The following is a 14,164-nucleotide window of genomic DNA, read 5'->3' on the forward strand; positions in this document are numbered from 1 at the left end:
ATTTGGATACAAATTTTTACACTTACATTTTTGGAGGGGAATAGTTCATGGCATTCAACCGTAAAAAAATCGCTGTTATCGGTAGTGGCTTCACTGGTGCAACAACTGCATTCATTTTGGGGCAAAAAGAACTGGGCGACATCGTATTGGTTGACATTCCGCAACTGGAAAACCCAACAAAAGGTAAAGCGCTCGACATGATGGAATCCTCGCCAGTATTAGGCTTTGATGCATGCATCACAGGTACTGCCAACTATGAAGACATCAAAGATGCTGATCTCGTCATCATCACAGCAGGTATTGCCCGAAAGCCTGGCATGTCCCGCGATGATTTGGTGAACACCAATGCTGGCATTATGAAATCTGTTGCAGAGCAAGTAAAAACATATGCACCTAACTCTATCGTGCTCGTACTGTCTAACCCAGTTGACGCGATGACGTACACCTTCTTCAAAACGTCCGGCTTCCCGAAAGAGCGCGTAATCGGTCAATCCGGTGTTCTGGATACGGCTCGTTTCCGTACCTTCGTGGCTATGGAGTTGAACGTATCGGTAGAAGACGTAACGGGCTTTGTTCTGGGTGGTCACGGTGATGACATGGTTCCATTGGTTCGCTACTCTTATGCTGGTGGTATCCCATTGGAAAAATTAATCCCGAAAGACCGTCTGGATGCGATCGTAGAGCGTACCCGCAAGGGCGGAGGCGAGATCGTAAACCTTTTGGGGAACGGTTCCGCTTACTACGCACCTGCGGCTTCCTTGGTACAAATGGCTGAGGCCATCATCAAGGACAAAAAACGCATTCTGCCATCCATCGCTCTTCTGCAAGGAGAGTACGGCTACAACGATCTCTACCTGGGAGTACCGACTCTGCTCGGCGCAAACGGGATCGAGAAAGTGATCGAATTGGATCTGACTGCCGAAGAGAAAGCAGCTCTCGACAAATCTGCTGACTCCGTACGCAGCGTAATGGCTGTTTTGAAATAAGATTAATGCATGTAAGACGCCTTTCTATGGGAAGGCGTCTTTTTTATTAAAGTTGCTGTGGTGATGGAAGAAGCGAATTTCCAGTCTGCGCTTCGGCCTCCGCCCTGCAAGGGGTATGACTGGCCGCTCCGGAATAAATAGCGGGAGCGCTTCAAACGTAGAAATTTCGAGGATGTCATTCATAAGTGAAGCTGAAATTCCCCGCCATTTTTTCCTACGCTGAGATGGGCTCCAGAGGCGCTTGGACTGGAAATTCGCTTCTTCTACGTAGCTTTTTTTAGGTGCTCAAGGAAAAAGCGTAAATCATCCTTAGCTGTACGGAAGCACTGTCACATGTTTGGAAGGAGACCGCCCGAACGTAGAGAGGATACAGGCGACTGGAAAACATGTGGCAGGGCTTCTCCCGACCACAACGGTTAGAAGACCTTTTTCATGTAGATACCTTTACCTAAAAGAGGAATACTATTGCCAAGCAAGTAAGTTCTATGTACCCATCAGCATGTCTTTACAAAAAAATTACTTGTTTTCCGCAATGAGCATTGGCAGACTGAGTATTGTAGAGAGAAGCATTTTTCAGGGGACGTAGGTAAGAAAATCGAGCGCAAGCATTGCAACGCTAGGGGGAAACAGACAGATGATCAAAGTGTTGGTAGTGGATGACGAAGCTTCTATTGTAAAGCTATTGCAATTTAATCTTGAAAAATCAGGTTTTCAGGTCGTAACTGCTTTTGACGGTAAACAGGCCTTGGAAATGGTTAAGAGCGAGCAGCCTGATTTTATCATTCTTGATTTGATGCTTCCCAAGATGGATGGAATGGATGTATGCAAAACCTTGCGCCAAGAACGCAATAATACACCGATCTTGATGCTTACAGCGAAAGATGATGAGCTCGACAAGATTTTGGGACTTGAGCTTGGTGCCGATGATTATTTGACAAAGCCATTTAGCCCGAGAGAAGTTATTGCCCGCGTGAAAGCCATTCTGCGGCGGTTTCAGAACACGCCAGAAGCGACTACAGCGCCTCAAGAGGTGTTGCTCCAATTTGGGGATATTCGCATCTACCCGGAGAAGTACGAGGTGTTTTGTAAAGACGTGAAGGTTGAGCTGACGCCAAAGGAATTCGAGCTGCTTAACTATTTAGCGAGCCACCAAGGACGTGTACTGACGCGCGATCAATTGTTGAATGCTGTTTGGAACTACGATTTCATCGGGGATTCTCGAATTGTGGACGTGCATGTCAGCCATTTGCGTGAAAAGCTTGAGGATGACACCAAGAACCCGAAATACATCAAAACAGTTCGCGGTTTAGGATACAAACTGGAAGGATAACGGAGGATTTACCTTGACTCGCTTTCGAATCAAACTCACTTTGACTATTTTGGGTTTAATCTCCCTCGTACTATTGGTGATGGGGATGTATTTTGCCAAAGTGCTGGAGAATTCCTACCTCCAATCACTGAATGAGCTATTGTCCCGCGAGTCGAAGCTCATCTCTCAGGCGGTCCGTTTCCCAAACGTCTTTACCGATAAGGCGACGTTAGCGGATCGGGTCACACAAGTAGCGCCAACGGATGAAGTACGGATTACCATTATCGACAAGGATGGTCAGGTGATGTACGACAACTCCTCCCACCCGGAAGAGATGGAAAACCACCATGACCGACCGGAGATGAAGGCAGCGTTACAAGGAGAAACAGGGATTTCCCGCCGTTTCAGTGAGACGCTCGGCTATGACATGATGTACGTTGCAGTTCCTGTTGAACTGAACAACGAAATATTCGGTGTTGTTCGTTCAGCGATGTCGATGAAAGATATTACCGATACGATTCACAAAATGTGGTACAGCTTGCTCACCGGTTTATTGGTTACTTTGGTAGTCGGATCGATTGTCGTTTCCCGCATTTCCTTTTCCATTATTCGTCCGATCGAGGAGATCACCCGGGTAGCCCGCAACATTACACAGCGCCAATACGAGAGCCGTGTGAGAATCAAAGCAAAGGATGAGATCGGCCAGCTTGCAGGAGCAATCAACTTCATGGCATCGAGCCTGGAGCAGCAGATGTACGAAATCTCGGAGAATCAGCAGCGCTTAGCAGGTGTGCTGACCAATATGACGAGTGGCGTGATCTTCATTTCAGAGCAACGTCGGATCATGCTGGTCAATCCAGCCGTTGAAAAGCTGTTGGGTACCGCTGGACATGAGATCGTAGGGAAGCTGCATATCGAGGCAGGCAAGAGCTTTGGGCTCAGCCAATACATCGACAGATGCCTCGACAGAAGCGAGAAGTTCCGTCAAGAGGTACACATCTATTACCCGCAGGAACGCATCCTCGACGTGAATTTTGCTCCCTATATTAACTTCAAGGGGGAGTCGAGGGGTGTAGTTGTGGTGCTGCATGACATCACAGACATTCGCCGCCTGGAGAAGATGCGTAGTGAGTTCGTGGCAAACGTATCGCATGAGCTACGCACGCCGATTACCTCGATCAAGGGCTTCACAGAAACCTTGCTTGAAGGTGCGATGCAAGATGAGGAAACATGTCGCAATTTCCTGCAAATCATCTCAGATGAGAGCGAGCGACTCTACCGGATGATCCGCGATATTTTGGACCTGTCCAAAATCGAGCAGAAGCGAATCCCGTTGCATCTGAGTCAGGTTCACTTGCAGGATTTGATCAGTTCGGCAGTTGCCATCATGCATGACCAGGCACAGCGTAAGGAATTGACGATCACACTCCCTTCACCGAAGCCAGATATTTGGCTGATGACGGATAAGGATTGCTTGCAGCAGATCATCTTAAATCTGTTGACGAATGCGATTGCCTATACGCCAGAAGGTGGAAAAATCAACGTCAAGACAGAAGCAGACAGCGAAAACATCACTATTCAAGTGATGGATACCGGGATCGGCATTCCGGAAAAGGAACTCACGCGTATCTTTGAGCGGTTTTATCGCGTAGACAAGGCGCGTAGCCGCGATTCAGGTGGAACAGGTTTGGGCCTCGCAATTGTGAAGCATCTCGTGGAAAATTTGCACGGACATATCAGTGTGGAGAGCAAGGAAGGAAGAGGGACAACCTTCACAGTTACGCTTCCCCTTACCTAAAAAAGCTACTGAAAAAACATTTACACAAACAAAATAGTAGCTTTACTTCTACAATACAATCGCCTTGTACCATTTGACATGTCAGACACTAGAAGGGGGAAGAGGGAAATGTCACGGCACGCTTTTGAAGAACAGCAGGATGTACTGCACCGCAAGCTCATGACGATGGGCACATTGGTGGAAGAAGCTATTCATAAATCCATTAAGAGTCTGGTTGAGCGGGATGCCCAACTGGCTGAACAAGTTATCGCAAGCGATCCTGTGATCAATGAGTTGGAGCAAGAAATACAGAGCGATTGCTTCCGTCTCATTGCATTGCAGCAGCCAGTCGGAGGTGACTTGCGACGCTTGGGAACAATGTTGAAGCTGGTGACGGATTTGGAGCGAATGGGTGATCATGCCGTTTCCATTGCCAAGACGACACGACGCTTGATGGCGGACCCGTACGTGAAACCCCTCATCGATATTCCGATGATGGCTGATCACGTCAAGGCTATGGTGCGCGATTGCTTAAATGCGTATATTGCACGCAATAAAGAAGCGGCAGAAGAGATTGCGGCACGCGACGACATTGTCGATAAACTGTACTCCACGATTTTCCATGATCTGATTGAATTGATGACGAAAAACAGTCAGGCCATTTCGCAAGGAACGCATTTACTTTTGGTTGCGCAATATTTGGAACGGATTGCCGATCATGTTACGAACATCTGCGAATGGATTATCTATATGTCTACTGGTAAAATGACGGATTTGAATAAATAATACCCGAATGCCAAAAAGCCGCTGTGAGCTATGAAGAATAGCTTGCAGCGGCTTTTCCATAATATCGTAAAGTATAAACTTCTTCGGGTTTCTTCTCGATATTACGGAAAACATTCCGCTAAAACGCGGTCGCTCATCCTTGAGTAAACCACGATAGAGGTTTTCTTATGGTTGTAGACAGACGCCTATTCTCCCTTTTGTGCATACAATACATCGATTCAATGGCAGCTAGAAGAAGTACAGGAGGGAAAGGAAATGACCACAAAAGTGCGCCACATATATGCCGCAGGGAATACTGCGCGAGGATACAAGACATTTTATGACTCCGTCTTGGAAGGCTTGGAGCGCGTTTATATTTTGACAGGGACAGTGGAAGGAATTACATCGCCACTGATTGAGTCGATTGGAAATCAAATGGCACGAAAAACAGACGAAGTGGAGTGGATTCATTCCCCTTTTGTGAACGGACAGTTTGATGGTGTCATTTTTCCTCGCTATAAAGTAGCGATCATGGACGGAAGTTATCCCCGCATGTGGAGACCGGCTTCCCCTGGCGTTATTGAAATTCAGGTCAATTTGCAGGCGATGGTAGACGTTGATCAGCTCGTGGATGACAAAGACCGGATTGCCGCCTGGTACGAAGAGATTTTTAACAAAAGTGAAGAGGCTTATCAAGCTTTTGGGGAAGCACTGCGCATCCATGATGAGTGGGAAGCCCCTTACATTGAAAACCTGGACAGAGAAGAAGCCAATCGCGTTACAGAAGAAGTCGTTGCGCTATTCTTCGGGGATGAGCAGCTAGAGAAGAGAGCAAAAGTTCGGCGCATGTACTTGGGGGCTGCCACTCCACAGGGACCAGTCGATCATATCATGAAGCTGACAGACCAATTGGAGAAGCGCTATTTCATCAAAGGCAGACCAGGCTCTGGCAAGTCAACCATGCTGAAAAAGCTGGTGAAGGAAGCCCAAACACGTGGCTTTGATGTGGAAGTGTACCACTGTGGTTTGGACCCGCACAGTCTCGATATGGTGATTGTACCTGAGAGGAGCCTCGCCATTTTTGACAGCACGGCACCGCATGAGTATTTTCCTAGCAAAGATACGGATGAGGTTATTGATATGTACGAACGCGCGATTACCCCAGGAACCGATGAGAAATATGAAGAAGAATTATTGGATATTAAGGTAAGATATACCCAAAAAATTAAAGAGGCCACAGCCAATCTTGTTGCAGCCAAGGAGCTGCGTGATCAATTAAACACCACGTATCAGGAAGCCGTTGACCAGCAACGTTTAAAGGCTGTCTCGCAAGCTCTCGTAAGCAGACTAACAAAGATGGGCTAATGGTATTCAGATCGTAGAATGAAACCCGTTCGACTGCTCATACTACAATAACGGAAGATGATCGTTGTTGGAGAATGGAGGTGAGCAGCCGGATGGGTTTTGCTATGAAGTTAGCTCTGTTACTATTAATCAATCCCCTCGACCCAACGAATTTTTTGCAGATAGAGATGGAGAACAAGACGGTAGCTATTCTCAATCGGGCTGATTATTCTCTTCCCTTTGATGGTGTTCCTTTGGTTGATGAAAGCAAGCTTGCGCGAATGGTGGAAGAGTTATCGAAAAAAGCGTACATTGAGCCCATCAATGCGACGATTAATAACGCCGGAGCCATCGTTCCAGAAACCAGGGGAAGAAGGTTGGATGACCTGACATTTCGCGCGCGTTTTTACGATTATTTTTACGGTGCGGGAGCCGCAAGCATGAATGTCAGCTACAAAGAGGTATTCCCAAAGGTAGACAAAGCGCTCATGAGTCAGGTTAGGAAAAAAAGGATCGGACAATATGCGACCTACTTCAATGCAGGTAACTGGAATCGAGTACACAACATCAAGCTTGCCTCACAGGCGATTAACAATTACGTGGTATTGCCAGGAGAAATTTTTTCTTTTAATAAGGTAGTGGGCCAGCGTACGAAAGAAAAAGGGTATTTGCAGGCGCCCATTATTGTCAGGGGAGAATTGTCGGAAGGCATTGGGGGAGGAATCTGCCAAGTATCATCTACTTTGTTCAATGCGGTAGATCAGGCAGGTTTGCATATTATGCAACGTTATTCTCACAGCCGAAACGTAGCGTACGTACCTCCAGGCCGGGATGCGACCGTGAGCTGGTACGGCCCCGATTTTGTATTTCAAAACAAATACGCTTATCCCGTCTTGATCCGGGCGATCGCGAGCAACGGAAGCATGTACGTGACGGTTCACTCTTTTCCAGAAATGGAGCATGAGCCACGAAATGTACCAAGCGTACGCCGCGCGACCCCTGAGGAAACACCGGATGCTCCATCTATTTTGAATGAGAATGGACCGACAATCCCTTAGAGATGAGGAGGGGGTGTCGGTTTTTTTCTTGGGTACGAGGCTGCGGTGGGGAGAAGAATATTTCCAGTCTAGGCTCCAGGCTCCGTCCCGCTGAGGGTTGAGACTGTCCGCTCCGAAGGGATTCGCGGGGAAACGCAAAAGTGGTAGCCGCTACGTATGGAAATATTCTTCTCTTCGTGACGGAGTCTTGAAATAGAAAAATTTACAATATTTTCTATTTGTTGTATTATCTTGGAGTAGTCTATTAGATTGGAGGTCAATGTTATGCTTTCATTCAAGAAAAAAGTTATCTCATTTGTCACGATTATTGCCCTAACATGTCTTTTACCGTTAAGTATTAGTGCGAACGAAAGTAATCTTAATTCTGATGAAATAGGTTTTAAGAGCATTAAGATTGAAAATCTTGAGGTAACAGTTTTTGATGATGGACGGGTAAAAGGGATTGAATATTCGGAGGAATTATCCCGAAAAGATAGGAGAAGAATTCTAGAACTTATGCATTTTACCGAACAAGAAATTAACCGTATGCCCGAGGGACTACAAGAAGACGTTATTCGGCTGGGTGGTGTAAAAGTAGATACAACCATTGAGGATTTCGTTCATATATATACTGATTTAGAAGGAAACGATCATATTGTAACTGATGAAAATAACGATGAAGTTGATAAAATTAGGCAAAAGGATGTAGAGATAATTGCACAACAATCAGGCAAGCAATTAACAATCACTCCCTCGGCTGTTAGAGATGGTAAGTTCTACGGATCAAGTATGGCTGTTTATATGGGGAAATCTAGAAATGGGAGAGAATTGGAATACCACTATTTAACAGAATTCGAGTGGAGTGCACGTCCGTGGCTTTACTTCGTAGATACCATAGCAAATACATGGCAAAATCATACTACTGGAGTTTCAAGGGATGGCAGATATGTGGTAAGACCATTTAATGGAAATGGTGATCCAATGGGTGGTATATCTATTGGTTTAAGTAACTTTGATGATTCTAATCCTTTAGGTACAAAAGCTGACGTAGATCTAGCTCGACATGATGGAATCCATGAGGGGTGGTTAAATGATGTCGTCCGGATACCTGATTCCGAGAAGGGCCGAACTGGACAATTTGCTTCTGCTTATGTTCATTCATATTCGTTGGATGGTATAAGCATAAATTTTAAGTATCTAGGTTATCAATTTAGTGGTACCGGGGATAAATGGTCATGGAAAACCTCATTTGAAATTGGTAAGGACAGTAAATAATATTGTACAGCCCTCTTGCATACTAGTTGTCAGAGGGCTGTTGTGTATATTTAAAACACACTCTATTCTTTTAAAAAATGACTAGAGGTATCGATTTTACTAATTGTTATAATAAAGTTAAAACGGTGAGGTGACAATTTTGGAAGAATATATTCGTGCTATAGCTTTTTGGTTTAATCCCATATTGGCAATTTGGTTTTTTATAAATTTCATTTCGATTATTAATAAAATCGTCAAAAATGAAGATTATAAACCTAATCTCTGGATTGGCTCCATGCTCTTGTTTTGGTTCGTTTTTTCCACTTCTTTTACACCTTAAAATGTAAGACAAAAATGGTTCCCTAGACAATTCTTTAATACCCTTTATACTAATAATCCATTTTAGAGCGATCGCTTCTCGGTTTTCCGCAGAGGATAGATCGCTTAACTATTTTATAAAAAGAACTGAATGAGGGTTAATCTACATAAATTCGTTTTACTTACTTAGTTAAAGTTTAACCTAAAGAAATAGTTGCCACGGATAAAAAAACATCGTATAGTTTTCATGTGATAAATTTCGTACACGAAATATTACTTAAGAAAGGAGTGCGCTATGAATAAATCACTGCATATTCGGGACTTGTTAAAACGGTTGAACAAGACATTTGGAACAATGGCCACAAAAGAACTGTCCCAATATGGTGTGACTGTCCCTCAGCTAATGGTCATTCGAGAAATACATCCTGATCCGAAAACGATCGGTCAGATAAGCAAAGCCGTGGATTTATCGTACAGCACCGTTTCTGGCATCATAGATCGTTTGGAACGAGAACAGCTCGTAGAACGTGTACGTGATGAGAATGACCGGCGTGTTGTCTGGATTCGTAAAACACCGAAGATTTCCGAGCTGTTCGCAAAGGTTGATTTTTTCTCAGAGAACTTTTACAAGCGTATTTTCCATGGATTTTCCGATGAGGATTTAGACATCATTATTCAGTCGATGGAAACATTGATTGCGAAACTAGAAGAACGAGAAAGTTGAGGAGAAACCATGAAGCGAAAACTGGTTTTGTATGTCATTTTGCTCCTGTTCGTGGCAGGTGGTGGAGGAATCGGTTACTACTATTGGTATCAAGGTGCGCATTATGTGACCACACAAGATGCTCGGATAGCGGGAGACATTTATCGCGTCATGCCAAAAATGACAGGCAAACTGACCGGGCTCGCTGTCAAAGAAGGCGACACCGTTATAGCGGACCAAATCGTAGGGCAGCAAGATACAACTAACGTAGCAACGACGATGCTGGAAAACAGCGTGTTGCGTTCTCCTATTACAGGTACCGTGATTAAAACGCAAGCAAAAGAGGGAGAGATTGTTTCGACAGGGCAATCGGTAGCTCTCGTGATTGACGAAAGCAAATTGTACATCTCCGCCAATTTGGAAGAGACTGAGATCGAACGGTTGAAACTCGGCCAAAAAGTCGATTTTACGATTGACGCTTACCCAGGTAAGAAATTGGGCGGTCATCTGATGGAGATCGGAAAGGCGACGAATTCTACATTTTCATTGATGCCAGCGGCCAATACGAGCGGGAACTTCACCAAGGTAACCCAGCGTATCCCGATCAAAATCGCCATAGATGACACAGCAGGTCTGGACCTTGTGGCCGGACTGAACGCCGAGATCAAAGTGCACGTGAAGGAGATGTAATCAAGCATGAAAAAGACAGCACAATGGAAAACAATCGCTGCAGTCATGGCGGCCGTTTCGCTTATTGCGTCGGGCTGTAGCGAGACATCTTCTGCATCGCAAACGAGCGAGAATGTCCCTGTCGTGAAGACGTGGAAGGTGACCTCTGCCTCTACGGGCGTCATTGCCAATGGTAAGGTGGCAGCATCTGAGGAGATCCAAGTCGTTTCTAAAGTATCTGGAAAAGCAGCGAGCGTGAAGGTAAAAGAAGGTGCAGTCGTCAAGCAAGGCGATGTTCTGGTCACGCTGGAGGCAGCCGATTATCAGCAACAGATCAATCAGGCACAGGCAGCCATTTCAGGCGCTCAGGCAAAGCTGAGAGATACGAAAGCAGGTGCACGCAATGAGCAGCTGACGCAGCTTGGAAGTATTGTCACGCAGGCAGAAGCCAGCCTGAAGGTAGTCGAGAGCAACTACAATCGGATGAAAGCACTGTTTGATGCAGGCGCATTGTCCCAAGCTGAGCTGGAGAAATCTTCGTTGGAATTGGAAAAGGCGCGCACAGGTCTTGAACAAGCGCAAGCCCAATACGATCTGGCAAAAGCAGGCCCAACTGCGGACACGGTAGCGGCTCTGCAAGCAGAAGTAAGCCGTTTGGGCTCCAATCTGGAGCTGGCGAAAAGCAATTATGACAATACCATTATTCGTGCGCCAATCACAGGTATCGTCGCCAAGCGTTCGGTTGATCCGGGAGAAATGGCAGCAGCCGGGACACCTCTCATGGTGCTAGTGAATATGGCAGATGTCAAAGTAGAAGCAAGCGTACCGGAAACCCAAATCAACCAAGTGAAGGTCGGTTCTACTGTTGATGTGAAGGTAGGCAGTCTCGGTGGGAAGGTGCTGAAAGGCACCGTTGAGTTTGTCTCTCCGATTTCGGATACCAACAGCAGTTCTTTCCCAGTCAAAGTGAAGGTAAATAATCAGGACGGCTTGCTGCGCGCAGGGATGGTAGCAGAGGTCATGCTCCAAGGCCAGGCAACACCAGGAACAAAATTGCCGACGTCAGCCGTGCTGGAAAAGGACAGCAAGCATTACGTCTATACCGTAAACGACAACGTTGTACACCAGGTGGAAGTAGCGGTGGAGAACGCAAGCGGCGACTGGACAACTGTCACGAATGGCGTCAAAGACAATGATCAAATTGTACTGAACCCGACAGACAAACTGTCCGAGGGCAGTAAGGTGATCGCAAACTAACGGGGGTGTTGACACATGGCGGAAGCGGTGGCACACCGGGAGGAGAAAGGCGGGAACGGCGGCATGTGGCTGTCTCTTCTCGCCATCCTCTCAGGAACCTTCGTTGCGATTCTGAACAATAGCTTGATTAACGTTGCCTTGCCTGCCATGGTCAATATTTTTGGTTCGACTACTGAGACCATGCAGTGGGTATTGACCGGATATATGCTGGCAAACGCCGTCATGATTCCCATGAGCGGCTCGTTGTCTGCCAAATTCGGGGCGAAAAAAATATTTGTACTCTCCTTATCTGCGTTTACTTTCTCGTCCATTCTGTGTGCCTTGGCGTGGAGTGACTCTTCGCTGATTGCCTTTCGTGTGGTGCAAGGTGTCAGCGGGGGGATGATCATGCCAATCGGGATGTCGATGATTTATATGATCGTTCCACGTGAAAAGATCGGAATGGCCTTGGGGATATTCGGGATTGCTTCCATGACTGCCCCGGCGTTGGGCCCGACATTGGGTGGATATCTCATCGAATTTTTAAGCTGGCAATTTCTTTTTCTAGTCGGTGTACCCTTTGGTATTTTTGCGGTGATCATGAGTATCGTTCTGCTCAAGGAAACACCGAAAAAACCAGAGTTAAAGTTCGACTTTTTGGGAGCATTTCTTGCCATCGTCGGTTTCGGGACGCTGTTGCTCGCTTTAAGTAAAGGGCAAGCAGAGGGCTGGACCTCCTTTTTCATCGTCAGTCTGTTTTTCATTGCCGTGATGAGCTTGATCCTGTTTGTTTGGGTGGAACTGGGGAAAGAAACTCCGCTGCTCGATCTGCGGCTTTTGAAGATTCCTACCTTCACTATCAGCATTTTGACTTCGGGCTTCGTCATGATGGGGATGATGGGCGGAATCTTCCTGATGCCGATTTTCCTCCAAAACATTCAGGGATTGACGGCTATGGAGTCTGGAATCCTGCTGATGCCGCAATCGATTGCCATGGCGATCATGATGCCAATCAGCGGAAAGCTGATGGATAAATACGGGATTGGACCAATTGGATTGATCGGCTTGACCATTATGAGCGTCACGACGTTTGAACTGCACAATCTATCTGCTGACAGCATGCACTCGTGGATCGATATGATCTTGACCATTCGCGGGATTGGAATCGGATTGTGCATGATGACGCTGTCTACCGTAGGGATGAACGCCGTGCCGCGTACAAGTGTGGGGGATGCCTCTCCGCTGTCCAACGTATTACGTCAGGTCATGAGCTCGTTTGCCATTGCGATTTTGACAGTGATCATGCAGGCGCGTCAAAATTTCCACATGGCTTCCATCTCTGACAACTTGAATACGGATATGGCGACGCAGTTTATCAGTGGTATTTCAGGAATGTATGCACAAGTAGGGGTAGATGCCGCGAGTGCGACAGGGGGAGCCAGTGCGATTTTGTACGGAATGATGGCAAAAGAATCGTTGGTCCAAGGCATCGGGGATACTTTCCTCGTCTCAGTGATCCCTATTGTCCTCTCGATTCCACTTCTGTACTTCCTGCATAAAAAGCCGAAAAAAACGCAACAGGTGCCAGCAACCGAAAAGGCAACAGCCTAATAGCCAGGGGCAATTCCGCAAGTCTTAACGAAGACTTTCTAGGAATTGCCCCCTTTTGCCTGTTAGGACATCATTTTAAATAACCAGTACAAAATCCGTCCTACGATATAGCCAAGAAGAATTGTCCAGCCAACCTTCGCCCAAATACTCAGTCCCTTGACGAATTCACGCAAGCTTTTTCGGTTCTCCGGTTGCTTGTTCAATGGAGGACACTCCTTTAGCAGGTTGGTTAAAACGAATGAACACATAAATGCCGGCGATAATGATCAAGCCACCGATCCATTGGGGAGGCGTTACCACTTCGCCCAAGATAAAGTAAGCGAGAATCGCAGTCCCGATCGGTTCACCCAAAATTCCCATAGATATCGTCGTCGTATTGAGCCATTTAATGATCCAGTTAAAAATAGAATGTCCAAGCAAGGTCGGGAACAGGGCGAGACAGAAGAACCATCCCCAATCCGCCGCAGGGTAACCGACGAGCGAATACCCGAGAGCCAGATCATAGGCAACCAGAATCACGCTGGTGGCTGTATAAACGACGAGTGTGTAGGCAAAGGAGGACAGATGCTGGCGAACGTACTGCCCGACCAGCCAGTAGCCCGTCACGGTGACAGCTCCCATCAATGCGAGGAAATCCCCCCATAAAGCCATGCCGCCTACTTGAAAATCTCCCCAGCCAATCACGAAGCTTCCCACAATTGCCAGCAAGCCGCCGGATAGAGCCAGAAATCGAACTTTTTCTCCAAAAAAGAAATAGCCGCCAATGAATGCAAATAATGGCTGCAACGTAACGAGGACCGTAGAACTGGCTACTGACGTGTAGTTCAGCGATTCAAACCACAACAGAAAGTGGCTTGCCAAAAAGGCCCCGGATAAAATACAGAGCAGCCACACTTTTTTGGACATTTTTCCAATCTCTGCGATGGCACCACGATTCCAGAATAAAAAAGGAAGCGTTAAGAGAACGGAAAAAATCAGGCGATACGTAGCGATAATCGGAGCAGGTGCATCCGATAGCTTTACAAAGATTGCAGAAGAGGAAATGGCGATCACCCCGATTAAGAGAGCCAAATACGGGGGAAATAACGGTTTTTCCAAAGATTGATTCATTAGTACACCTTCTTATGCGGGTAAGGTCATGGTTCATTATTGTAA

Annotated in this window: 13 protein-coding genes; 11 read left to right on the plus strand and 2 right to left on the minus strand. The window is 46.4% G+C overall.

Annotated elements, in window-relative coordinates; translation table 11 throughout:
• Window positions 1-47 precede the first annotated feature (47 nt).
• From mdh to AB432_RS07440, 11 genes are all read left to right on the plus strand, one after another.
• On the plus strand, window positions 48-986 hold the full coding sequence (gene mdh, locus AB432_RS07385; protein ID WP_048031706.1) for a malate dehydrogenase: 939 nt from the start codon (window positions 48-50) through the stop codon (window positions 984-986).
• A 634-nt stretch (window positions 987-1,620) separates the two neighbouring features.
• The gene (locus tag AB432_RS07390) at window positions 1,621-2,316 is read left to right on the plus strand and encodes a response regulator transcription factor (protein ID WP_007725334.1); all 696 of its coding nucleotides are present in this window, start codon (window positions 1,621-1,623) and stop codon (window positions 2,314-2,316) included.
• 13 nt (window positions 2,317-2,329) lie between these two features.
• Complete coding sequence (pnpS, locus tag AB432_RS07395; protein ID WP_048031707.1) at window positions 2,330-4,093, plus strand: two-component system histidine kinase PnpS; 1,764 nt, start codon at window positions 2,330-2,332, stop codon at window positions 4,091-4,093.
• A gap of 108 nt (window positions 4,094-4,201) precedes the next feature.
• Complete coding sequence (gene phoU, locus AB432_RS07400; RefSeq protein WP_048031708.1) at window positions 4,202-4,858, plus strand: phosphate signaling complex protein PhoU; 657 nt, start codon at window positions 4,202-4,204, stop codon at window positions 4,856-4,858.
• A 255-nt stretch (window positions 4,859-5,113) separates the two neighbouring features.
• Window positions 5,114-6,202, plus strand: coding sequence for a PRK06851 family protein (locus AB432_RS07405; protein WP_048031709.1), 1,089 nt, complete (start codon window positions 5,114-5,116; stop codon window positions 6,200-6,202).
• Between the two features lie 92 nt (window positions 6,203-6,294).
• A complete protein-coding gene (locus AB432_RS07410; protein ID WP_048031710.1) occupies window positions 6,295-7,239 on the plus strand; it encodes a VanW family protein in 945 nt (314 codons plus the stop codon).
• 264 nt (window positions 7,240-7,503) lie between these two features.
• Window positions 7,504-8,493, plus strand: coding sequence for a hypothetical protein (locus tag AB432_RS07415; RefSeq protein ID WP_048031711.1), 990 nt, complete (start codon window positions 7,504-7,506; stop codon window positions 8,491-8,493).
• Window positions 8,494-9,085: 592 nt separating this feature from the next.
• On the plus strand, window positions 9,086-9,514 hold the full coding sequence (locus tag AB432_RS07425) for a MarR family winged helix-turn-helix transcriptional regulator (protein ID WP_012685124.1): 429 nt from the start codon (window positions 9,086-9,088) through the stop codon (window positions 9,512-9,514).
• A 9-nt stretch (window positions 9,515-9,523) separates the two neighbouring features.
• The gene (locus AB432_RS07430; protein WP_048031712.1) at window positions 9,524-10,183 is read left to right on the plus strand and encodes an HlyD family secretion protein; all 660 of its coding nucleotides are present in this window, start codon (window positions 9,524-9,526) and stop codon (window positions 10,181-10,183) included.
• A 6-nt stretch (window positions 10,184-10,189) separates the two neighbouring features.
• Window positions 10,190-11,419, plus strand: a complete 1,230-nt coding sequence (locus tag AB432_RS07435; RefSeq protein WP_048031713.1) for an efflux RND transporter periplasmic adaptor subunit — start codon at window positions 10,190-10,192, stop codon at window positions 11,417-11,419.
• Window positions 11,420-11,434: 15 nt separating this feature from the next.
• Entirely contained in the window at window positions 11,435-13,009 is a 1,575-nt protein-coding gene (locus AB432_RS07440; RefSeq protein ID WP_048031714.1) for a DHA2 family efflux MFS transporter permease subunit, read from the plus strand.
• Between the two features lie 62 nt (window positions 13,010-13,071).
• Here AB432_RS07440 and AB432_RS30460 read toward each other — a convergent pair whose 3' ends face one another.
• Together AB432_RS30460 and AB432_RS07445 are read right to left on the minus strand one after the other, a co-directional pair.
• Window positions 13,072-13,212 (minus strand): hypothetical protein, encoded by a 141-nt coding sequence (locus AB432_RS30460; protein WP_162630221.1) that lies wholly within the window; start codon window positions 13,210-13,212, stop codon window positions 13,072-13,074.
• Window positions 13,175-14,119 (minus strand): DMT family transporter, encoded by a 945-nt coding sequence (locus tag AB432_RS07445; protein ID WP_048031715.1) that lies wholly within the window; start codon window positions 14,117-14,119, stop codon window positions 13,175-13,177. Before AB432_RS07445 ends, AB432_RS30460 begins: the two co-directional genes overlap by 38 nt.
• Window positions 14,120-14,164: the final 45 nt, after the last annotated feature.

The organism is Brevibacillus brevis (assembly GCF_001039275.2).
Classification (GTDB): domain Bacteria; phylum Bacillota; class Bacilli; order Brevibacillales; family Brevibacillaceae; genus Brevibacillus; species Brevibacillus brevis_C.